Raw genomic sequence first — 26,092 nt, forward strand, 5'->3', positions numbered from 1 at the left:
GATTCGTACGAGGAGGATATCCATGATCAAAGGACTTGAAATTGAAAAAGTGGTCAACTTGACTCCCTTACAGGAAGGAATGCTCGTTCATGCGCTGATGGAACCAGAATCACAGGCTTATTACGAGCAATTACGTATTTCTATTCGGGGAGATTTGGATTGGAATGCCCTGCAAAAAAGCTTTCAGCTACTGGTTCAGCGTCATGAAACGCTGCGCTCGAACATTTATCATAAATCCGCTTCTCGTTCGCGGCTGATTGTCTTTAAAAAGCGAAACACGGCGATTACTTACGAAAATATGACAGAGCTGACCGGAAAGGAGCAAGCCGACGCTATTCGTAGATTTATGGATGTGGACCGTAACACCCATTACGATTTGAGCAGGGATATGCTCATCCGGATGGCTGTACTCCAAACGGATAAAGATGCTTATACGTTGCTTTTAAGTTTTCACCATATTATTATGGACGGCTGGTGTCTTGGCATCATAATGGACGAGTTGTTAACGGCCTATGAGGCCTATCGTACAGGCCGTTCCGTTCAATTGCCTGAACCACGACCTTACACCGGGTATGCCGACTGGCTTGAAGAACAGGATCAGGAGGCGGCCAAGGACTACTGGAGTTCTGTATTACAAGGTTACGAACAAACGGCTGGACTTCCGATGCTAAAAACTTCAGCTACAACTCCTGAAAAAGGCGGCTATCTGCTGCAGGAATATAGAACGACGCTGACGGAAAAAGAGACCAGCACTTTGCGTGCGATTGCTGAATGCAATGGGACCACGCTCAGCAGTCTTTTTCTGGCCGCCTGGGGAATTGTACTTGGCCGTTACAACGGAAGCAAGGACGTAGTTTTTGGCACGGTGGTATCTGGCCGCCCGTCGGAATTGGATGAAGTAGAGCGAATTGTGGGATTGTTCATTAACACTATTCCATTACGAATTAGATTAAATGAAGAAAAGAGTTTTGTTGAATTGTTGCGCGATGTCCAGAGAGCCTCTGTCCAAGGAAGGATGAACGGATACTGTTCACTTGCTGAAATCCAGTCGCAATCTGCACTCAAGCAACGCTTGCTTGATCATATCGTTGTATTCGAGAACTATCCGCTGGAAAACATGATCGGGAGACGGGACTGGCAAGACAAACTTGGATTCATTATTGAGGACGCCCGGTTATTCGAAGAAATACCGTATGACTTTAATATTGAAGTTGAAGACAAGAAGGCAATGAGTTTCATATTGTCCTATAACGGCAAGGTATACAACAGTGAAGCGATGAAGCATCTGGCCCATCATTTGAAGCATGTCTTCCTCCAAGTTGCCAGCAATGCAGATGTTTGCCTCCGTGACGTTCGGCTGTTAACAACCGAAGAAGAGGCTAATTTGACGAAAATATGGAGCGGACCCGCTGTCCAGTTTCCTGCACTTACTTTTCACGGGCTATTCGAAGCGCAGACGGAGCGTACACCAGAACTAGCAGCCGTCATATATGAAGATACGATGCTCACTTACAGACAACTCAATGATAGAGCGGACGCTCTTGCCCATTTTTTGCAGAAGCGTGGAATTACACGGGAGAGTCTGGTCGCTGTCATGGTTGACAGGTCTGTTGAGATGATAGTGGCGGTGCTGGGAATTATGAAAGCCGGAGCTGCCTATGTGCCAGTAGATCCCGTGTATCCAGAAGAGCGTATTGAATATATGCTGCGTGACTGTGGAACGACGATTGTGCTTACGCAATCTCACCTGACGGGCTGGCTGAAAACAATGGATTTTATGGGCGAGGTAGTCGATCTCGCTACCTTGCCACTCCAGCCCGAGATGGATTCGAACAAGCAGTATATCTCCACATATGAGCCCAGCTCTTTGGCGTATGTCATTTATACATCGGGTACCACAGGTAAGCCCAAAGGCGTTATGGTTGAACATCAACAATATGTCAACACCGCACTCGGTTACAGACACAGCCAAGGATTTAAAGATTTCCCTGTTAAGCTACTGCAAATTGCCAGCATGTCGTTTGATGTGTTTGCATGCGATTTGGCCAAGGCATTTGTCAATGGAGGTACCTTGGTCATTTGTCCTGAAAACGTGAGAAATGATCCAGCTACCCTGGCTACACTGTTGGAGCAGCAGGAGATTACTACGTTTGAGACGCCTCCTGTGCTTTTATCTCTACTATTGAATTACATCTATGAGCATGGTACAAATATCAGTTCCCTAAAGCTGCTTACTACTGGAGCAGATAGCTTGGCTGTTGCAGATTACCGTAAGATGTTGACCCGTTTTGGCAGCAAGATGCGGATTATTAATACGTATGGAGTTACCGAAGCCGCAATCGAATCTAGCTTTTATGAGGACGAGCTGGAAAAATTACCTCTGTCCGGTATTGTCCCTATCGGCAGAGCTCTACCAAATCATAAGTTATATATTGTTGATGACAGGATGCGTCCGGTCCCTGTCGGTGTAACGGGCGAGCTGTGTATTGGTGGAGCTTCTGTAGCGCGGGGATATCTGAACAGACCGGAGCTTTCGGCTGAGAAATTCGTGTCTGATCCGTTCTCGCCCGGTGGACGTTTGTATCGTACGGGGGATCTGGCGCGCTGGCAACCAGATGGGAATATTGATTTTATCGGGCGAGCTGACTACCAATATAAAATTCGCGGATACCGGATTGAGCCTGGAGAAATCGAATCTATTTTGCTCGAAACGGAAGGAGTGCGCCAGGCTGTTGTTGTTGATCGACTGGACACAGCGGGACAAAAGTATTTATGTGCCTATGTTGCAGGTGCAGCTGAGAAAGACATACTGCGAGATAAACTGGCTCAGCAGTTACCAGTCTACATGGTTCCAGCCCAAATCATTGTATTGGAACAGTTGCCATTGACCCATAACGGGAAAATAGACCGATCCAATCTGCCCGAACCAGATGAAATAGCATCGGTGGATAGCATATATGAGGCACCACAGGATGAATTGGAAAAAACAATTGCTTTGATCTGGGAAGAAGTGATTGGTGTTAAACCAATTGGATTACACAACAACTTTTTCGAGCTTGGCGGGGACTCGATTAAAGCATTGCAAATTGCAATCCGCTTAAATGCCAAAGGCCTAAAAATGGAAGTAAAGGACTTATTCCGTTACCCTGAAATTCACTTGATGGCACCGTTTATAAAAAAAATCACCCGTATCATTCCCCAGGGGATTGTAGAGGGTGAGGTAGAATTGACACCCATTCAACTCGATTTTTTTCAGCATCATCGGAGAGATCGTCACCATTATAATCAGGCGGTCATGCTGCAAAATGATAGAGGATGGAATGAATTATGGCTGAAAAACGCTATGGACAAGCTGGTAGCCCATCACGATGCATTACGCATCATTTTTGTGGAAGAGGAAAAGGGAGCCTCCGCCTATAACAGGGGAGTGAACGAAGGTGAGTTCTTTACATTAACGAGCTATGATTTGACACAATCAAGCCAGCCTGAAGAAGAAATCCGACACATTGGCGATGAGCTGCAAAGCAGTTTGGATCTGCAACGAGGTCCTCTCATACGTTTGGCTTTATTCCATTTGTCCGGTGAAGATCATCTGATGATCGTTATCCACCATCTTATTGTAGACGGTGTGTCTTGGAGAATTTTGCTGGAAGATTTGGGCACCGCCTATGATAAGGTAGCTCGCGGTGAGATGCCGAATCTGCCTGCCAAGACGGATGCTTACAAAGAGTGGGCTTCAGGACTGACCACTTACGCCGAAAGTGTACAGGTACGCCAAGAAATCAGCTACTGGAACAATGTAGATTCACGCAGGATACGTCGGTTGCCAAGAGATCATGAAATCGCGGTTAGCCTGATGCAAGATCGACGCCAAGCGGAGGTGGTACTCAGCAGGGATGAGACGGAAAAGCTGTTGAAGCATGTACATCATGCCTATCATACGGAAATGAATGATCTGTTACTTACAGCCTTGGGTCTGGCTTTTTATGATTGGAGCGGTTACAACGAAATCCCGATTTTGCTGGAGGGGCACGGCAGGGAGGAGATCATTAAAGATTTGGACATCTCTCGTACAGTCGGCTGGTTTACCTCCCTGTATCCTTTTGTAATCGAGGTCATCAGACCCGAAAATTTGGCCTATCAGATCAAAATGGTTAAAGATAAGCTGCGGCGGGTGCCTAATAAGGGCATCGGTTATGGTATTTTACGTTATTTGACCAAAGACCAGACTAAATCCGCTTCTCTAGTCGCAGCACCATTCCCGGAAATTAGCTTCAATTATTTGGGACAATTCGACGAAGAAAACAGCGCAGACATGCCTTGGCGTATTTCTCGATTAGCAGACTTAGCCAATGGTGAGAGAAGCCCGCGTGCGGAAAAGACGAATACATTTGACATTAACGGCATGATCACAAACGGAATCCTTCGGTTTGGATTTGAATATAACGGGCTTGAATATGGTGCAGCGACGGTAGAGCGATTAACGATCGGCTTTAAAAAACATCTATTGAATATTATCCATCATTGTTGCACTAAGGATCAGGCGGAGCGCAGCCCTACGGATTTTACATATAATCAATTGTCTATGGGGCAATTTGAACAAATATCAAGCCGATTATCGGATAAGCTGGGAAATCTGTTGAAATAAAGGATATCCGCAAGTTGAAACTCAAATTCTGCATGGATAAAGGAAAGGTGAATGATTTGGCACAGGTAAATATTAAAGATATCTATCCGCTATCCCCGATGCAGGAGGGAATGTTGTTTCATTCCATCCTCGACGCAAAATCAGAAGCTTACTTTGAGCAGACCGTTATTACCTTTAATGAAGTGCTAGATGTTTATTTGGTTCAGCAAAGCTTGCAGCAACTCATGAATCGATATGATATATTCCGTACCATTTTTATGTATAAAGAAACAGAACGTCCGCTTCAAATTGTCTTGGAAGAACGTGAAGCGATGCCGGTTCATTTCGAAAATATCAGTGTTTTTCCTGAAGCTGAGAAAAGAGAGCATTTTACTGACTTTTTAAAGGCAGAGCGTCAAGCGGGTTTTGACTTGGAAAAAGATGTTCCGATTCGGCTTGCCCTGTTTGAATGGAGTGATGAGTCTTCCAGACTTGTCTGGAGTGTTCATCACATTATAATGGATGGTTGGTGCATGGGAACGGTATCCCAGGAATTTTTTACCATATATACTTCCCTTCGGTCCGGAGTGCCTGCACAATTGGATACGGTATATCCGTACAGCAGTTTTATTCAGTGGCTGGAACAACAGGACAAGGGAGAAGCGACAGCCTATTGGCGAGGGTATTTAAATGGGCTTGAAAATGAAACAATTTTACCGGGCTATAACCGTCCATTGAATCCAATCTTCGAAGCAGAACGTTACACATGCAAGCTGGGGAAAGAACTGACTCAAGGAATGGAGAGAATAGCTAAACACTACCACACGACAGTCAGCACTGTATTTCAGACGGTATGGGGATTATTGCTTCAAATGTACAACCACAGCCGGGATGTTGTGTTCGGGTCCGTAGTATCCGGCAGACCAGATGAAGTTCCGGGAATTGAAAATATGGTGGGATTGTTCATTAACACAATACCAACACGCATAACCAGTGATGTGGACCAGAGATTTTCGGATCTGCTTATATCTGTGCAAAACTCCAACATCGAGTCTACTCAGTACTCTTATTCTTCCTTGGCAGATATTCAGAATCACACGGATTTGAAACAAAATTTAGTCCGTCATATTGTTGTTTTTGAGAACTATCCTTATTCAGAGGAGCTTATTCATGCGGAAAAAGGGCCTGATACACTTCAGGTCACCGACGTGGAGGATATTGTACAGACCAACTATGATTTTAATGTGATTGTCGTTCCTGGATCACAGTATGAAGTTACTTTTAGTTACAATCGGCTGGTTTACGTTGAAAATTGGATTAGGCTAATTGCAGCTCATCTTAAACGGGGACTGGAACAGATTGTTCAACAGCCGGATCTACTGATTTCCGATTTGGAATTTCTGACGACGGAAGAGAAAAGTCAGGTTTTATCCCAATTTAGCGGAGTACAGATCTCATATCCTTCTAGTGATACCATCCATCTTTGTTTTGAAAAACAAGTAGAAAAGACACCGAAGACAATAGCGGTTGTCTGTGAGAACTCCAGTCTGACTTATGCTGAGCTGAATGAACGTGCTAACCGACTAGCTCGTACCCTACGTAGTTGCGGCACAACAACCGATCGGCTGGTTGGACTCATGACTGATCGTTCTATAGATATGGTGGTCGGCATCCTCGCTATTCTTAAAGCAGGAGGGGCATATGTACCCATCGATCCGTCATATCCAGAGGAACGTATCCGTTATATATTTGACGATTCCGGTGCAGACCTGCTTTTGACGCAAAGCCATCTTGTGGAAAAGGTCAAAGAGGCCGCTTTTGGAGGAAAAGTCCTAGTATTGGATGAAGATCCAACTATATATCACATGGAAGGGTCAAATCTGGAGGCTGTATCAGGAGCAAACGATCTAGCCTATGTCATATACACTTCAGGTACTACAGGACAGCCTAAAGGTGTAATGCTGGAGCACCATGGATTGTGTAACCTGAAAACGTATTTTGATGAAACATTGCAGATAAGTCCGTTAGATCGTGCCCTACTGTTTGCGAGCTACGCATTTGATGCTGCCTGCTGGGAAATATTCCAGGCGCTATTTTGTGGCGCGACACTTTACGTGCCTACTTCGGAAATCATACTGAACTACAACCAGTTTGAACAGTACATGGCGGATCATAAAATTACGGTGGCAGCATTACCTCCTACCTACGCCGTGTATCTAAACCCAGAACGAATGCCGGATCTGCGTATTCTGTTCACCGCTGGTTCCGCTTCCTCGATGGAGCTCGTAACCAAGTGGAAGGATCAGGTCTCCTATTTTAATGGTTACGGACCGACAGAAAACTCGGTAGCAACGTCCATTTGGCCGGTGTCGGAGCACCCCGGAGCAATCGATACCATTTCCATAGGACGTCCCGTACCCAACCACCGGGTGTACATGATCGATGCTCTTGGTCATCTTTTACCTGCTGGAATAGCAGGGGAGTTGTGTGTATCCGGCCCAGGACTGGCACGCGGTTACCTGCACCGTCCGGAATTAACGGCTGAACAATTTGTGACCAATCCGTTTGCAGGTGGGGAAGCGGGCTATGAACGCATGTATCGGACAGGCGACCTGGCAAGATGGTTGCCTGACGGCAACATTGAGTACCTGGGCCGGATTGACCATCAGGTCAAAATTCGCGGTTACCGGATTGAACTGGGCGAAGTTGAGACGGCTATGCTGAAGGCAGATCGCATGCAAGAGGTCATCGTACTGGCACATGCTAACAGCCAAAACCAACACGAACTGGTTGCCTACTACGTGGCGGAACGCGAAGTGACGGGGAGCGAGCTTCGCAAGCAGTTAAGTGAAGAACTCCCGAATTATATGGTTCCCTCGCACTTTGTTCAGATGGAGCAAATGCCGCTCACACCCAACGGCAAAATCGACCGCAAGGCATTGCCGGCACCGGAACAGATTTCCCGTTCCACGCAGGAATATAGGGCTCCGCGGACAGCAGAGGAGCAGGCTCTGGCTCATGTGTGGGAGGCTGTACTGGGCGGCGGTCCGGTCGGATTGACGGATCAATTTTTTGATCGGGGCGGGGACTCGATCAAGGCGATTCAGGTATCCTCACGCCTACTGCAGGCAGGATACAAGCTGGATATCAAAGACTTGTTTAAGTACCCTGAGGTTGCTGAGCTAGCTACGCACCTGCGTGTGTCGGATACCCAATTAGCTGATCAGGAAGAGGTCAGCGGAGCTGTGCTGCTGACACCGATTCAGCAGTGGTTTGTGGAACAAGAGCAGCCTGTGCCGGACCACTTTAATCAGGCGGTTATGCTTCACCGGGAGCAGGGATTCGAGGAAGAGCCGCTACGCCAGGCACTGACGCAGTTGGCGGTGCACCATGATGCGTTGCGGATGGTGTTCCGCAAGGCAGAGCAAGGCTGGGAAGCGTGGAACCGCGGAGTGAAGGAAGGAAAGCTGTATGATCTGGAAGTGGCCGATTTCAAAGACGTGCCGATCGGTCCCACATTGGGTCAAGCTATAGAATCCTGGGCCAGCACTATTCAGAGTAACATCCGACTGGATGAAGGACCTCTGTTGAAAGTGGGCCTGTTCCACTGCGCTGATGGGGACCATCTGCTACTGGCTATTCATCATATGGTGGTAGACGGCGTATCGTGGCGGATACTGTTGGAGGATTTGTCGAATGCCTATGAGCAGGCTGTACGTGGAGAAACCATACAGCTCCCGACGAAAACAGACTCCTTCCGGGTCTGGTCGGAGCGGTTGTCAGCCTATGCCGACAGCCCTGAGATGGAAAGTGAGCACGTATACTGGGAGCAATTGAATGAATTGACGGCATACGAGTCTTTAAAACTTTCAGAATTGCTGGATTATAATAAAAAACCATTGACCATAAATAACACAGCTACTTTGAGCTTGAAATTCACGAAAGAAGAGACTGATCAACTGCTAAAGCAGGCCCATCGCGCGTACAACACAGAAGTGAACGATCTGTTGCTGACGGCACTCGGCAAGACGTTAAGCACTTGGTCTGGCAGTGAGCAGGTTGCAATTCTTCTGGAAGGCCATGGCCGGGAAGAAATCATGAAGGATACGGATATATCACGAACGGTCGGCTGGTTTACAAGTCAATACCCAGTGCTGCTGCGGATTAACCGGGAAGATGATATCTCCGGGCACATCAAACGGATGAAGGAGATGCTGCGCAGCATTCCACATAAAGGGATTGGATACGGCATCTGGAGATATCTCAGCCAGAACGGACCGTCCGAGGCAACATACGCCGAGCCACAGATCAGCTTTAATTATTTGGGCGAATTTGATCAAACGCTACAGCACGGCGAAACGCGCATGTCACCGTACTCCAGTGGAGCAGATGTTAACGAACAGACCCGTATGCCGTGTTCCCTGGATGTGGGGGGCATTGTAACAGATGAAATGCTTGAACTGGATATTCGTTATAACACAAAAGTATTACAGGAAGATAATGTAGTAAAACTAGCCAGGGAGCTCAAGCAGAACGTGTTGGAAGTGATTCGCCACTGTGTATCACGGGAGCGTTCTGAATTGACGCCGAGTGATGTGCTGCTTCCGGGTATAAGCCTGGAAGCATTGGACCGGATGGTGGAACAGATTCAGCCTGACGGAGAGCTTGAGAATATATACCCCATGACGCCGATGCAAAAAGGCATGCTGTTCCACAACATGCTGGATTCCCGGTCCAGTGCGTATGTGGAGCAGTCCACCTTTGAACTGAAGGGAACGCTGGATCTCGTAGCGTTTGCTGCCAGTCTGGACTTGCTGGTGCAGCGTCATTCAACACTGCGGACTAACTTCCGGAGCGATTTGCAGGATGAGCCCTTGCAAGTGGTATACCGGAGTAAACGCGGAGATTTGTACGTGGAGGATATACGTGAGAAGGAGAAGGCGGCGCAGGAGCAGTATATCGAGGAGTTCGCGCGTCGGGATCAGCAGAAGGGGTTTGATCTGGCAAAGGATACGCTGATGAGGGTATCCATCTTCCGTACATCAGACGATTCATACCATTTTGTATGGAGCTTCCATCACATCATAATGGACGGCTGGTGCTTGTCACTGGTCACCAATGAGGTCTTTGGAGGATATACCACCCTTACAGAAGGAAAGCCACCGCAATTCCCTGTGGTAACACCATACAGTCGATACATCGAATGGCTGGAGGAGCAGAACCGTCAGGAAGCAGCGGAGTATTGGAGTAGTTATCTGCAGGGCCATGAGGAGACGACGGTCTTGCCTCAGGCCAAAACAGGGAAGGCGAAGGGATATGAGGCTGAATATCTGGAATTTGATTTAGGTATAGACCTGACGGCGGAACTTCAGAAGCTGGCAAAGCAAGAACAGGTGACGATAAATACGCTGATGCAAACAGCCTGGGGTGTTTTGCTGCAAAAATATAACCGCACAGAGGATGTCGTTTTCGGTAGTGTGGTATCGGGACGTCCAGCGGACATTGCGGGAGTAGAGCAAATGATCGGACTTTTCATTAATACCATACCAGTCCGTATTCAAGGTGGACCGGCAACTGCATTTGCTGAGTTAATGAAGCAAACTCAGAGGCAGGCGCTTTCTGCCAATGCCTATGACACTTTCCCGCTATATGAAATTCAGGCACTGACCGAGCAGAAGCAGGATTTAATCAAGCACATTATGGTATTCGAAAATTATCCGGTGGAACAGCAGGTAGAACAGCTGGGAAGTGATGGGCAGGAACCATTCACGATTTCGAACGTGGTGGTCACAGAACAAACCAACTACGATTTGAATGTTGTCGTGATGCCGGGAGAAGGCATCAAGATTCGTTTTATGTATAACGCATTGAGCTTTGATCAAACCAGGCTTGAGCGTCTGTATGGACATTTTGCCCGTCTGCTGGAGCAAATTTCGTTCAACCCGTATATTCGCGTTGAAGAACTGGAAATGGTGACAACGACGGAAAGACAACAGATTACAGGCGAGTTTAACGACACGGCTTCTGTATATCCGCGCAATCAGACAATCCAAAAGCTGTTTGAGGAGCAGGCTGAACGTACGCCAGATCACGTGGCCGTCACTTTGGATCATCAATCGTTGACCTATCGGGAACTCAATGAGAAGGCTAACCGATTAGCGCATACGCTACAGACTGCTGGAGTGAAGGCCGATGAGCCTGTCGGCATTCTAACGGAGCGTTCGTTGGATATGATTATCGGAACGTTGGCTATTTTGAAGGTTGGAGGCGCGTATGTGCCGATAGATCCTCAATATCCCGAAGATCGTATTCGCTATATGCTGGAGGATTCGGGAGCCAAACTGCTGCTGACTCAACAAGATTTACTGGATCGTTGCTATTTTGATGGACAGATTGTCAATCTGAATGATGATACGTCCTACAGTTCGGATGCTTCCAATTTGGGGATAGATGGAGCGGGCGAACATGCTGCTTATGTCATCTATACCTCGGGATCAACTGGCAAGCCTAAGGGCGTCGTTGTTGAGCATCAAAGTGTCGTGCGATTGGTACGTAATACGGATTATGTGCCGTTCGATGAATCAATTCGAATGTTGCAGACTTGCGCATTTGTATTTGATGTGTCTACGTTTGAAATTTGGGGGGCGCTACTGAACGGTGGTCAGCTTGTACTCGTGCATAAGGATGATCTTTTGGACGCAGCTAAGCTCAAGGAGACCATACGGGATCATCGCATCACCATGATGTGGCTGACTACACCGCTATTTAATCAGCTTTCGCAGCAGGACAGTAAATTGTTCGGAGATGTGAAGTATTTGCTGGTCGGAGGCGACGTGCTGTCTGCGCCGCATATTAACCGGGTGTTACGGGATAATCCGGACATGAATATCATTAACGGCTATGGACCAACGGAAAATACTACTTTTTCGACGGCTTATCATATTAAGGAAGAACAGCTTGATTCTGTGCCGATCGGGCGTCCTATCCGCAATTCGACGGCGTATGTGGTCGATTCGGCGTTTAACCTGCAGCCGATTGGAGCATGGGGTGAGCTGGTTGTTGGCGGAGACGGAGTCGCACGCGGTTACTTGAACCGTCCTGAATTGACGGCTGAGAGATTTCTTGCTAATCCGTGGGTGGACGGAGATCGCCTATACTGCACGGGAGACCTTGTTCGCTGGCGTGAAGATGGTACATTGGAATACGCTGGACGGATGGATCAACAAGTTAAAATTCGCGGCTACCGAATTGAGCTGGGCGAGGTCGAGTCGGCTATGCTGAAAATAGGTCGTATCCAAGAGGTCAGCGTGCTAGCCCATGCGACAAGCCAAAACCAACACGAACTGGTTGCCTACTACGTGGCGGAACGCGAAGTGACGGGGAGTGAGCTTCGCAAGCAGCTGAGTGAAGAACTCCCGAATTATATGGTTCCCTCGCACTTTGTTCAGATGGAGCAAATGCCGCTCACACCCAACGGCAAAATCGACCGTAAGGCATTGCCGGCACCGGAACAGATTTCCCGCTCCACGCAGGAATATAGGGCTCCGCAGACAGCAGAGGAGCAGGCGCTGGCCCATGTGTGGGAGGCTGTGCTGGGCGGCGGTCCGGTCGGATTGACGGATCAATTTTTTGATCGGGGCGGGGACTCGATCAAGGCGATTCAGGTATCCTCACGCTTGCTGCAGGCAGGATACAAGCTGGATATTAAAGACCTGTTTAAGTACCCTGAGGTTGCTGAGCTAGCTACGCACCTGCGTGTGTCGGATACCCAATTAGCTGATCAGGAAGAGGTTAGCGGAGCTGTGCTGCTGACGCCGATTCAGCAGTGGTTTGTGGAGCAAGGACAGCCTGTGCCGGACCACTTTAATCAGGCGGTTATGCTTCACCGGGAGCAGGGATTCGAGGAAGAGCCGCTACGTCAGGCACTGACGCAGTTGGTGGTGCACCATGATGCATTGCGGATGGTGTTCCGCAAGGCGGAGCAAGGCTGGGAAGCGTGGAACCGCAGAGCGGAGGAAGGGGCGCTGTATGATCTGGAAGTGGCCGATTTCAAAGACGTGCCGATCGGTCCCGTATTGGGTCAAGTTATAGAAGCCCGGGCCAGTACTATTCAGAGTAGCATCCGACTGGATGAAGGACCTCTGCTGAAAGTGGGCCTGTTCCACTGCGCTGATGGGGACCATCTGCTACTGGCTATTCATCATATGGTGGTAGACGGCGTATCGTGGCGGATACTGTTGGAGGATTTGTCGAATGCCTATGAGCAGGCTGTACGTGGAGAAGCCATACAGCTTCCTGCCAAAACAGACTCCTTCCGGGTCTGGTCGGAGCGGTTGTCAGCCTATGCCGACAGTCCTGAGATGGAAAGTGAGCACGCATACTGGGAGCAAGTGAATGAACTGGCGGTATCCGAGTCGCCCCAACTTCCAGTGTCCCAAGAGCATAGCGATAGGTTTATGCAGCAAGACATGGGTATCGTAAATGTGAGGCTTACGAAGGAAGAGACTGACCAATTACTGAAGCAAGCCCACCGCGCGTACAACACAGAAGTGAATGATCTGTTGTTGACGGGACTCGGCAAGACGTTAAGCGCTTGGACTGGCAATGAAAAGGTAGCGATTCTTCTCGAAGGCCATGGCCGGGAAGAAATCCTAAAGGATACGGATATATCACGGACGATTGGCTGGTTTACGAGTCAATACCCGGTACTGCTGCGGATTAACCGGGAAGATGATATCTCCGGGCACATCAAACGGATGAAGGAGATGCTGCGAAGCATTCCACGTAAAGGAATTGGGTATGGCATCTGGAGATATCTCAGCCAGAATGGACCGTCCGGGGCAACATATGCCGAGCCACAGATAAGCTTTAATTATTTGGGCGAATTTGATCAGACACTGCAGCATAGCGGCATGCATTTTTCTCCATATTCCAGCGGAGCCAGTACTCATGAACTGACCCAAATGTCCTGTGTTATGGACGTGGGAGGACTCGTTACAGATGGCATGCTGGAATTAAGTATTCAATACAACATTAAGGCACTCCAACAAAATGCTGCTGAGCAACTAGCAGAGCAATTCAAGCAGAACGTGCTGGAAGTAGTTCAGCATTGTGCATCTCGGGAGCAATCCGAATTGACGCCAAGTGATGTGCTGCTTTCAGACTTAAGCCTTGAAGAACTGAACCGGATGGTGGAGCAGATTCAGTCTGACGAAGAGCTTGAGAATATGTACCCCATGACGCCGATGCAAAAAGGCATGCTGTTTCACAACATGCTGGATTTCCAATCGAGCGCCTATGTGGAGCAGTCCACCTTTGAACTGAAGGGAACGCTGGATCTCACTGCATTCGCTGCCAGTCTGGACTTGCTGGTAAAGCGTCATTCAGCACTGCGGACCAACTTCCGGAGCGATTTGCAGGACCAGCCGTTGCAAGTGGTGTACCGGAATAAACGCGGAGAACTGTACGTAGAGGATATACGTGAGAAGGAGAAGACGGCGCAAGAGCAGTATATTGAGGAGTTCACGCGTCGAGATCAGCAGAGAGGCTTTGATCTGGCAAAGGATGCACTGATGCGTGTATCTATCTTGCGTACATCAGACGATTCATACCATTTTGTATGGAGTTTCCACCACATCATAATGGACGGCTGGTGCTTGTCACTGGTCACCAATGAGGTCTTTGGAGGATATACCGCTCTTACAGAGGGGAAGCCACCGCAATTGCCGGTGGTAACACCATACAGTCGATACATCGAATGGCTGGAGAGGCAGAACCGTCAGGAAGCAGCGGAGTATTGGAGCGGTTACCTGTGGGGCTATGAGGAAACGGCGGTCTTGCCGCAGGCCAAAACAGGGAAGACCCAGGGATATGAGGCCGAATATCTAGAATTTGATTTAGGTATAGACCTGACAAGGGCCTTGCTGCAACTAGCAAAGCAAGAACAGGTAACGATAAATACGCTGATGCAAACGGCCTGGGGTGTTTTATTACAAAAGTATAATCGCACAGAGGATGTTGTTTTCGGGAGCGTGGTTTCTGGACGCCCAGCGGACATTGCCGGAGTAGAGCAGATGATTGGACTATTCATTAACACGGTCCCCGTCCGTATTCAAGGCGGACAAGCAACTGCATTTACAGAGCTGATGAAGCAAACTCAGCGACAGGCGCTTGCTTCAGGAACATACGAAACGTTCCCACTCTATGAGATTCAGGCACAGGCTGAGCAAAAAGTGGAACTGATTAATCATATTATGGTATTTGAGAACTATCCGATGGATGAACAAATTGAGCAATTAGGTGAAAGGGAAGAAGCTGATTTTAAAATAACCGGAGTAGATGCAGTTGAGCAGACGAATTATGATTTTAACATCGTGGTGTTACCGGGAGAGACGCTACGGGTTCATTTTGGTTACAATGCCCAGGTATATGATTACGAAAGGGTAGAACAGATTCAGGGGCATCTGCTGCAACTGCTGGAGCAAATCAAGGTAAATCCAGCTGGCCGGATTTGCGAGCTGGATATATTAACCGCGCAAGAACGCGAGCAAATGCTGGGTGCTTGGTGTGACACGACAGCAGCATATCCACGTGAGCAGACGATTCACGGATTGTTTGAGGAGCAGGTCATGCAGACACCGGAGCAGGCAGCAGTATATTTTGAAGGAGCGCAAGTGACCTACCGTGAATTAAATGAGCGGGCGAACCGTTTGGCGCGTACTTTACGCAGCAACGGTGTGATGGCAGACGGTCTGGTCGGCCTAATGACAGAGCGATCGATTGACATGATTGTCGGCATCTTGGGTATTTTGAAGGCAGGGGGCGCCTACATTCCGGTCGATCCGACTTATCCGGAGAACCGCATCCGCTATATGCTGGACGATTCAGGCACGGAACTGCTGTTAACGCAGCAGCATTTAGTGGAAAAAGTGGAATTTAGGGGCAAGGTACTGCTGTTGGACGCAGAAATGGACGAAGCCACTGTGGATGCAAGTTCGGCTGAAGCAAAAGGGAACCCTGTGTCCGTATATCACAGGGATGGTACGAATTTGGAGGCCATATCCGGTCCTCATAACCTAGCGTATGTGATTTATACGTCCGGAACGACAGGCCAGCCTAAGGGAGTCATGCTTGAGCATCGTGGACTCTGCAATCTGCATACGTACTTCAGGGAGACGCTGCGGATCAGCGGCTCGGATCGTGTCGTATCATTTGCCAGCTATTCCTTTGATGCTTCGATCTGGGAAATGCTTCAGGCGCTCTTCAACGGGGCCACTTTATGCATTCCGACATCAGAAACCATTCTCAGCTATGACAAGTTTGAGCAGTATATGGCGGATCATCGAATTACAATTACGATATTGCCGCCGACCTATGCTGTATACTTGAATCCGGAACGAATGCCGGATCTGCGCATCCTGTTTACAGGCGGTTCGGCTGCCTCACCAGAATTGGTATCCAAATGGAAGGATCATGTGACATACTACAATGCCTACGGTCCAACGGAAAATTCCATAACAACGTCTATTTGGCTCTCACCGGAAGGTCCCGAAGCAGGAATGTGTATCTCAATCGGACGTCCTGTACCGAATCACCGCGTGTATATGGTCGATGCACATGGACAGCTTTCACCGTCAGGAATCCCTGGTGAACTGTGCGTATCCGGCCCAGGACTGGCACGCGGTTATCTGCACCGTCCGGAATTAACGGCAGACCAATTTGTGACCAATCCGTTTGCAGATGGGGAAGCGGGCTATGAACGCATGTATCGGACAGGCGACCTGGCGAGATGGATGCCGGACGGCAACATTGAGTACCTGGGCCGGATCGACCAGCAGGTCAAAATTCGTGGTTACCGGATTGAACTGGGCGAAGTTGAGGCCGCTATGCTGAAGGCAGATCGCATGCAAGAGGTCATCGTACTGGCACATGCAAATAGCCAAAACCAACACGAACTCGTTGCTTATTATGTAGCGGAACGGGAAGTGACGGGGAGCGAGCTTCGTAAGATGTTAAATGAAGAACTCCCGAATTATATGGTCCCTTCACATTTCATTCAATTGCAGAACGTACCTCTTACACCAAACGGTAAAATTGATCGAAAGGCACTGCCGATACCAGAAGGTCGTTTGGCCGACCATGTTGCACCGCGAACGTGGATGGAAATAAAATTGGTAGACATCTGGCAGGATGTACTGGGTCTACAACAAGTAGGCATCAACGAAAATTTCTTTGAAATTGGTGGTCATTCGCTGCGGGCGACGACACTGACTTCTAGAGTTCGTAAAGATTTAAACAAACCGATGGATTTGCAAAACATATTTGAGGCACCGACGATTGAAAAATTAGCCGCCTTGCTTGAAGAGCAGGATCAAATCACATATGCATCCATTCCGGTGACGGAAAAACGCGACACTTACCCGCTTTCTTTCGCACAGACACGGATGTATGTGCTTCACCAGCTGGATCCGGATGGAATAAGCTATAACACCACATCAGCACTGAGAGTAATCGGTCCGATAGATATGAAACAGGTGGAAGAGGCATTCCATCAATTAATTTCACGTCACGTGGCCCTCCGGACAAGCTTTGAACTGATAAATGGTGTGCCGATGCAGCGGGTTCATGATACGATTCACTTTGAGTTGGAATATGCCACAATATCAGAACTGCGGACAGAATCCAATGAACTTATGCTTGAGAATTTAGCAGAAGAACATGCCCGTTCCTTTGTACGCCCATTTGACTTGAGGATCGCTCCGTTGCTACGTGTAAAGCTGGTCAAATGGGGATTGGACGAAGAAGGACAGGAGCCGCAGCACTTATTGATGCTTGATATGCACCACATCGTTTCAGACGGGGTATCCATTGAAATATTAGCTGGTGATTTTGCCCGCTTATATAGCGGTGAAGTATTATCTCCGCTGCGTATTCAATATACGGACTATGCTGTGTGGCAGCATAGCAAAACTCAGCAGGAGCGAATAAAGAGTCAGGGAGAGTACTGGCTGAATAGATTTAGTGGTGATTTGCCTCAACTGGATTTGCCAACTGATTTTGAGCGTCCGGCAACACGATGTACGAAAGGTGACGCTGTTGAATTTGAAATGGGACTGGAATTGACTCAGCGTTTAAAGGAACTGGCGGTGCATACGGATTCTACGCTGTACATGGTACTTATGGCTGCTTATACAGCATTGCTGCATTATTACACAGGGCAGGAAGACATCATTGTCGGTACTCCGATTGCAGGTAGACCGCATGCTGACCTGGAGCCTATGCTCGGTATGTTTGTCGGCACGCTCGCATTACGCAATCATCCTCACGCTGAACAGACGTTTTATAACTGCATTGAGGACGCCAAGACGTGTGCACTGCAAGCATATGCGCATCAGGATTATCCGTTTGAGGAGCTGGTGGAAAAGCTCGACCTGAAACGAGATATGAGCCGTAATCCGTTGTTCGACACAATGTTTGTATTGCAGAATGTGGAGAAAAAGGAAGTGAAGTTGGACAAGTTGTTCTTCCGCTCTTTTGACATAGATCAGGTTTCTGCGAAATTCGATCTGACGCTTGAAGTTAATGAGGAGGAAGCATCTATTCAACTCCAATTTCTGTACGCTACATCTTTGTTTAAACGGGAAACGGTAGAAAGCATGGCAAGGCATTTTGTACAGTTGGTTAAAACCGTTGTAGCCAATCCCAATACTAAGCTGGGCGAATTGACGCTGATTTCGGAAGAAGACAAAGGGATTCTAAAAAAACATAGGGACATCCTAAAGGCTTCTCGCTACTGGAGTACTCTGCTCGAAGGCTATGAAGAAGCACCTCAATTGCCATATGCCAATCTGATGGGACGCAGTCCATATCAGACAGAGCATTTGGAGATTAATTTGGATGTTGAACGAACGGTGGCACTGCAGCGAATTGCACTGAATGAGCAGGTGACGACAAATACGCTACTGCAGACAGCCTGGGGAATTTTATTACAAAAGTATAACGGTACAGATGATGTGGTGTTCGCTTGCTCCATATCAAGTCCTTTGACAGATAAATTGGATTCGAAGCATTCAATTGGACTGGGTAACCACACCTTACCAGTTCGCATTCGAACCGAAGCAGGAGCTAACTTTATCGGGTTGATGAGAAGTGTGCAGCAGCAAACCGATGAATCTGCGGTATATGAACATTTGCCAATGTCTGAATTGGTTACAACGAAAGTGCAACAACTGGCCCTCTTTGGCCATAGAATGGTGTTTGAGACTACTTTGGAAGAGGCCAATACTGAGCAAGAAAGCTACGATTTAAGCATCATAGTACTTCAGGGAGATACGCTACGAATTGATTTTTCCTACAATGCCCAGGTGTATGATCATCAGAGTGTGTCGCAGATTCAAGGACATCTACTGCGGTTGCTGGATCAAATTATAGCGAATCCGGATAGTTTAATTGAGGCAATGGATCTGTTGACTAAGCACGAGCGGGAGCACATCATCCAGGTGTGGGGAAATACCACGGCAGAGTATTCGCGTGAACAAACAATTCACGGACTGTTCGAGGAACAGGTTTTGCAGACTTCGGATCAGACAGCGGTATATTTTGAAGGTCAACAATTGACCTACCATGAATTGAACGAGCGCGCAAACCGTCTGGCCCGTACTTTACGCAGCTATGGCGTGAAAGCCGATAGTCTGGTTAGTCTGATGACAGAGCGTTCCGTAGATATGATTGTGGGCATATTGGGAATTTTGAAGGCGGGGGGAGCATATATCCCGATAGACCCAACCTATCCGGAGGAACGCATCCGCTACATGCTGGACGACTCAGGTACGGAACTGTTGTTAACGCAACAGCACCTAACGGAAAAGGTGCTGTTTGGAGGCAAAGTGCTGGTGCTTGACGGTGAACAGGACGGAGTCGCTTCCGATACAAGAAAAGCGGATGTACGCAGGGAAATGCTGCCCGTATATCATCAGAACGGTTCGAATCTGGAGGCTGTATCGGGTCCAAACGATCTAGCATATGTCATCTATACGTCCGGGACGACAGGTCAGCCTAAGGGAGTAATGCTTGAGCATCACGGTCTTAGTAATCTTAAAACCTACTTCGAGCAAAAATTGAGTATTGGCTTGTCCGATCGGGTTGTCATGTTTGCCAGTTATTCGTTTGATACATCATGCTCGGAAATAATCCAGTCTTTACTATGCGGAGCGACATTGTATATACCTTCCTCCGAGACTATTTTGAATTATGAACGTTTCGAGCAATACATGGCTGCCTGCAGAATTACAATTGCAACGCTGCCGCCAAACTATGCTGTATACCTGAACCCTGATCGCATGCCTGATTTGCGTGTTCTGCTTACAGCAGGATCGGCCTCTACCGCAGAACTGGTGTCCAAATGGAAGGACCGGGTGGCTTATTACAATGCGTATGGTCCTACCGAAAATTCCGTTGCAACGTCTCTTTGGCCGGTATCAGAAGAAAATTCTGAGTCAGGTGGAATTATATCCATCGGACGGCCAGTATCTAATCACCGCGTGTATATGGTGGATACACACGGAAATCTTTCACCTGCAGGAGTCCCTGGTGAGTTGTGTGTATCCGGTCCGGGTCTGGCACGCGGCTATCTGCACCGTCCAGAGCTGACAAAAGAAAAATTCGTAGCCAATCTGTTTGCAGCAGAGGAAGTTGGCTATGAGCGAATGTACCGTACAGGTGACTTGGCACGATGGTTGCCAGATGGGAACATTGAATATTTGGGTAGGATTGACCATCAGGTCAAAATCCGCGGGTATCGGATTGAGCTCGGTGAGATTGAAGCGCAAATTATCAAGGTGGACGGTGTTAAAGAATCTATTGTCATGGCTCGTGCAGATCAGCAGGGAGACTATCATTTGGCTGCTTACTACGTAGCTGAAAAAGAAATCAGCGGCAGTATGATGTTGAATTTGCTGAATGAAAAATTGCCGAACTATATGATACCGTCGTATTTTATACAACTGCAGAACATGCCGCTGACACCGAACGGAAAAATTGATCGCAAGGCACTGCCGGCACCGGAAGACAGTCTGCAAAGCAGAGCTGATTATGTCGCACCGCGGACATGGGTGGAAGTGAAGCTGGCACAAATTTGGCAGGATGTGCTGGGTCTGGAGCAGGTTGGGGTGAAGGAAAACTTCTTTGAGATTGGCGGACACTCGCTGCGGGCGACGACGCTGGCCTCAAAAATTCACAAGGAGCTGAACAAGCTGCTCCCACTACGCAGTATTTTTGAAGCGCCAACGATTGAACAACTGGCAGCGATCATAGAAGGTCTGGATCAAGTGGCGTATGCGTCCATTCCGGTGACGGAAGAACGCAGCTTCTACCCGCTTTCCTCGGCGCAAAAACGACTGTATGTGCTGCATCAGTTCGACCCGAATGATGTGAACTACAACATGCCGTCGGTGCTGCAAATGAGCGGACCGCTGGATGTGAAACAGGTAGAAGACGCGTTCCATCAATTAATCACCCGTCATGCGACGTTGCGTACTCGCTTTGAGCTGGTGGACAATGAGCCGATGCAATGGGTTGAGGATACGGTGTCGTTTGAGGTGGAATATACGAAGGTACAGGCAGAGCGTGCGACTACGGATACAGATCAGGACACAGCTACAGCTACGGACACGACAGTCAGCCAGGAAGCACAAGAGCTTGTGCGGCAGTTTGTCCGTCCGTTTGATCTAAAAGCTGTGCCACTGCTGCGGGTAGGCTTGGTGGACTTGGGCGTACAAGGAGTAGAGCAGGAATCTCAGCATCTGCTCATGCTCGACATGCACCATATCGTTTCGGATGGTGTGTCGATGGAGGTACTGACCGATGAATTTGTCCGGTTGTATAGCGGTGAAGAGCTATTACCATTGCGGATTCAGTACAAAGACTATGCAGTATGGCAGCAAAGCGAAGCCCATCAGGAGTGGATGCAGCGTCAGGAAGCGTACTGGCTCGACACCTTCCGGGGTGGAGTACCTGCGCTGGATCTGTCAACCGACTTTGCCCGTCCGGCAGTGCAGAGTACGGCAGGGGATACGATCGAATTCGGACTGGAGCGTGAAGTTAGCGAACGCCTGAAAGAACTGGCGGCACAAACAGGCGCAACCCTGTATATGGTGCTCCTGGCGGCATACACCACGCTCTTGCATAAATACACAGGCCAAGAAGATATCGTAGTGGGAACGCCGATTGCTGGAAGACCGCATGCGGAACTGGAGAGCCTCGTAGGTGTTTTCATCAACACGCTGGCGATCCGCAATTATCCGTCTGGCGACAAAACGTTCCTTGATTATCTGCAAGAGGTTAAAGAGCATGCGCTTAGTGCTTATGAGCATCAGGACTATCCTTTTGAAGAGCTGGTTGAAAAGCTGAATTTAACGCGGGATACAAGCCGAAATGCATTGTTTGACACGATGTTTGAGTTGAAAACATTGGAGCAACAGGAGTTCCATCTGGAAGGTCTGACCTTACATTCATATCCGCTGGAAAATAATACGGCCAAATTTGATCTGACTCTGGATGCAGTGGAGCAGCCGGATGGTATTGTTTGCAGTCTGGAATACAGCACGGCGCTGTACAAGCCTGAGACCATCACGCGCTTGGCACAGCATTTTACCGAACTTGTACGTGCAATTACCCTTCATCCGCAGCAGCCACTGGCAGCTTTGGAGATGGTACCTGCCGAGGAAAAAGCACAAATCATCCATGGATTTGGAAATGTAGGGGTATCGGATGTTGCTGTAGTTGAAGCAGAAGCCTTCTTCCATACCTTTGTGGAAGAACAGGCACAGCTTGTGCCGGATCACGTGGCGGTGGTGTACGAGGAGCAGCAGCTTACGTACCGGAAACTGAACGAGCGTGCGAACCAATTGGCGCGTAGATTGCGGAATGAAGGCATTGGACGTGAGTCGATTGTCGGCATTTTAAGTGAACGTTCGGTGGACATGCTGGTCGGCGTTTTGGCGGTGTGGAAAGCTGGAGGCGCATATGTGCCGCTGGATGCAGACTATCCATCAGAACGTATTCATTTCATGCTGGAGGACAGCGGTGCGACGGTACTGTTGACCCAGACGGGCTTGCAGGACCGTGCGCAGGCATGGCTGGAGGAAAGCCGACAGGCCTTGGCCGGAGGGCAATCTGAAGCCGAGTTAGAAACAGCGGCTGGCGCTGAAACGATGGAATCAGGTACTCTCCATGGAACCCTGAATGGAACAGCAACTTCGTCACCTGATAGCGAAGCAGCATCCGAACTGGCAACCAGACTACGTCTGCAGTCTATGCTGGCGTTGGATGATGAGTCGCTGTACATCGGAGATATCACAGACGTCGATCACATCAACGAACCACAGGATCTGGCGTATGTGATCTACACGTCTGGTACAACGGGACGTCCAAAAGGGGTCATGATTGAGCATCGCAGCTTAGTGAATACGGCTGCGGCGTATCGCCGAGATTACCGTCTGAGCGAGTTTCCGGTACGACTGCTGCAGCTGGCGAGCTTCTCGTTCGACGTATTCGTCGGAGATATCGCGCGGACGCTCTATAACGGCGGCACGATGGTCATTTGTCCGAAAGACGACCGGATTGATTTTAGCCGTTTGTATGGCTGGATTCGCGATTACCAGATTACCGTATTCGAATCGACCCCGGCCCTGATCGTACCGTTTATGCAACATGTGCATGAACAGGGACTGGACATGAGCAGTCTGGAATTGCTGATCACCAGCTCGGATAGCTGTAGCGTGACAGATTACCGGGTGCTGCAAGAACGGTTTGGCGCGGATATCCGCATTATGAACAGCTATGGTGTCACAGAAGCGGCAATCGACTCTAGCTTCTACGACGAAGAGCTGTCGAAGCTGCCAAGCAGCGGCAATGTGCCGATTGGTCAGGCGTGGCTGAACGCACGTTTCTATATCGTGGACAGCCAGCTGAATCCGGTGCCGATCGGCGTACTGGGTGAGCTGTGCATTGGCGGAGCCGGGGTGGCACGAGGCTACCTGAATCGTGCAGACCTGACAGCCGAGAAATTCGTAGCGAACCCATATGTACCGGGTGAACGATTGTACCGCACAGGCGATTTGGCGCGGTGGATGCCGGATGGCAATGTGGACTTTATCGGCCGGATGGATGATCAGGTCAAAATCCGGGGCTTCCGGATTGAATTGGGCGAGGTGGAAGCACAGCTGCTGACCGTGGACGGCATTCAGAAAGCCATCGTCACCGCCTGGGAAGACGAAGACGGAGACAAGGATTTGTGTGCGTATGTCGTAGCCTCGGAGGCGCTGAATTTGCCAGAGCTGCGCAACCTGCTGCAGCCCAAGCTGCCGGGTTATATGATCCCGACTTATGTCGTACAACTGGATCATTTCCCGCTGACACCAAACGGGAAAATTGACCGCAAAGCGTTGCCTGCGCCGGATGGAGACATTCAAACAGGTGTTGAATATGCAGCCCCGCGAACCGACATGGAACGACATATGGTAGATATTTGGAAGCAGAATTTGGGTGTCAGTATTGTTGGCATTGATGATAACTATTTTAATTTAGGCGGACACTCCCTAAAAGCCATTCAATTGGTTTCACAGGCTAAGGCTGTTGGCATTGAAATAGGAATTAATCAGGTGTTTCAATATCAGACTATTCGCCAAATGTCAGAGTATATGCGAGCAGACACTTCGATGCCGGATATACTAACACGTGATATTGCCGAGGCAATAGACATCATCGAAAAGGCTTATGACGTATATGCTCATTTCCAATCAACAACCGTTGAAGGACGAGATCAATTAACTTTGCACATAGATCCTTTCGATTCTGTACAAGCAGAGGCCCTGAAAAAAGTCATTTTGTCACGCCTTCATCCTGACCTTCATCCACATCATTTGCTTCCTTTTGAAGAAGCTGTCCAAGTACTTGGCTGTGAAAAGTTGTACACAGATACGATGGTAGACGATGAAGCAGTGAAGCTGCATGCTGAGGAATGGCTGGAACATCTGCTGCGGATGAATGACCAATGGAACAGCACGATGCTAGCAGGAGAGCCTTTACAACGCTATGCGCTTGCTCCCGCTCAACATTATCATTTGGAGCATCCGCAACCCTCAGGAGGTGTCGTTCCTTTTGATAGTTACCTGCTGGATGTAGAACGGTTATCTGCAGTCATGCAACGCCTGATAGAGCGCCATGAACTCTTTAGAAGTGTGTTGGTCCAAACGGATATCGGATGTGAATGGGAAACGTTGTCCATGAAGGAGCGCATGGACATTCCAATGATAGATTTATCGAACTACGATGCAGAGATGCAAAATCGTATACTCTCACATATATTGCCTGCATTCTTTATGAACCCTTATGAAACAACCGGAGACTTGTTATATCGTATTGCGCTTGTTCGCCTCAATTTACGGGATCATTTGCTGCTGCTCCCTTGTTCACATCTCATCTATGATAACATGAGTGGAGAGGTCGTTAAGAGTGAGTTGTACCGTGCATATGATGACATAAACAATGTAAAAGGGCAGCTAGCAGGAAGCTACCGTGATTATGTGAGTCAGGTCCGCAAAGGACCTCAGGGTATGGGCGATCAAGAGATTGTCGACAAATTTCGCTTGTCCGCATTCGCTACTGCTTCGGATGCTATTTTCCTCGCAGTCGATGGGCGCAGCTACACAACGGGCACAGATGTGACAGTTGAACTTGCGAATTGGAATGATTCCGACGTGGTCGAATACATGTGGGACTTGGCTATACGACTGGCCAATCGCTTTTTCCGCAGATATTTGCAAGTGGACGAAGTTCCTGTTCTTCTCGTCAATTATGGCCGGGCATATGAGGACAAGCAATATTTTGATATTATAGGTGAATTTATTGACCAAATTCCAGTACTGCTTACAGATGCGGATGAACAGGGGGATGAGATCAGGAAAACTATACAGTTGGCCGTGTCCCATAATCTGAATTTTTTAAATCTCATATACAATGGCGAAATGACATCGTTGTATCCGCAGTCCAATCGGTATCTAAAGCATAGCCTGAATAAACTGCCTATTGTCTTCAATTACCTTGGCGAAGCGTCGGAAACATATCAACTGTTTAAAAATGTGCTGCCAGAAGAGAGGGACTTTCATCGGGATTCGATCATTTTCTTCACTGTTCAGCATCTAGAGAACGTACTGCAAATATCACTTGAACTTCCTTTTGAAGAAAATCCAGAAACCGTTAAAGCGATGTTGGAAACTGAGCTAGCGAACTTACTAGTAACAGACGGAAGTGGAATAATGTTCACCTGATTCTCACTTTAGGCATTAAAAACAAGCTCCGAGTTCAAAATAGGGAAACTGCCCCGAAGCTTTCAAATGGCTTTGGGGCAATCTAAACAAACCACAAAAGCCGCAAGTCTCCAATAACCCCGGAGATTTACGGCTTTTG

The 26,092-nt window shown here is 48.4% G+C and carries 2 protein-coding genes; both read left to right on the plus strand.

Features of this window, described 5'->3' with window-relative positions:
- The first annotated feature begins 22 nt into the window (after positions 1-22).
- Positions 23-4,648 carry an amino acid adenylation domain-containing protein gene (locus ACM1ND_RS12630; protein WP_418027851.1) on the plus strand — a complete coding sequence of 1,542 codons (4,626 nt, stop codon included), beginning with the start codon at positions 23-25 and terminating at the stop codon, positions 4,646-4,648.
- A 14-nt stretch (positions 4,649-4,662) separates the two neighbouring features.
- Positions 4,663-25,953, plus strand: a complete 21,291-nt coding sequence (locus ACM1ND_RS12635; RefSeq protein WP_418027853.1) for a non-ribosomal peptide synthase/polyketide synthase — start codon at positions 4,663-4,665, stop codon at positions 25,951-25,953.
- The last annotated feature ends 139 nt before the right edge of the window (positions 25,954-26,092 follow it).

Source organism: Paenibacillus sp. JJ1722 (genome assembly GCF_048282685.1).
GTDB lineage: Bacteria > Bacillota > Bacilli > Paenibacillales > Paenibacillaceae > Paenibacillus > Paenibacillus polymyxa_B.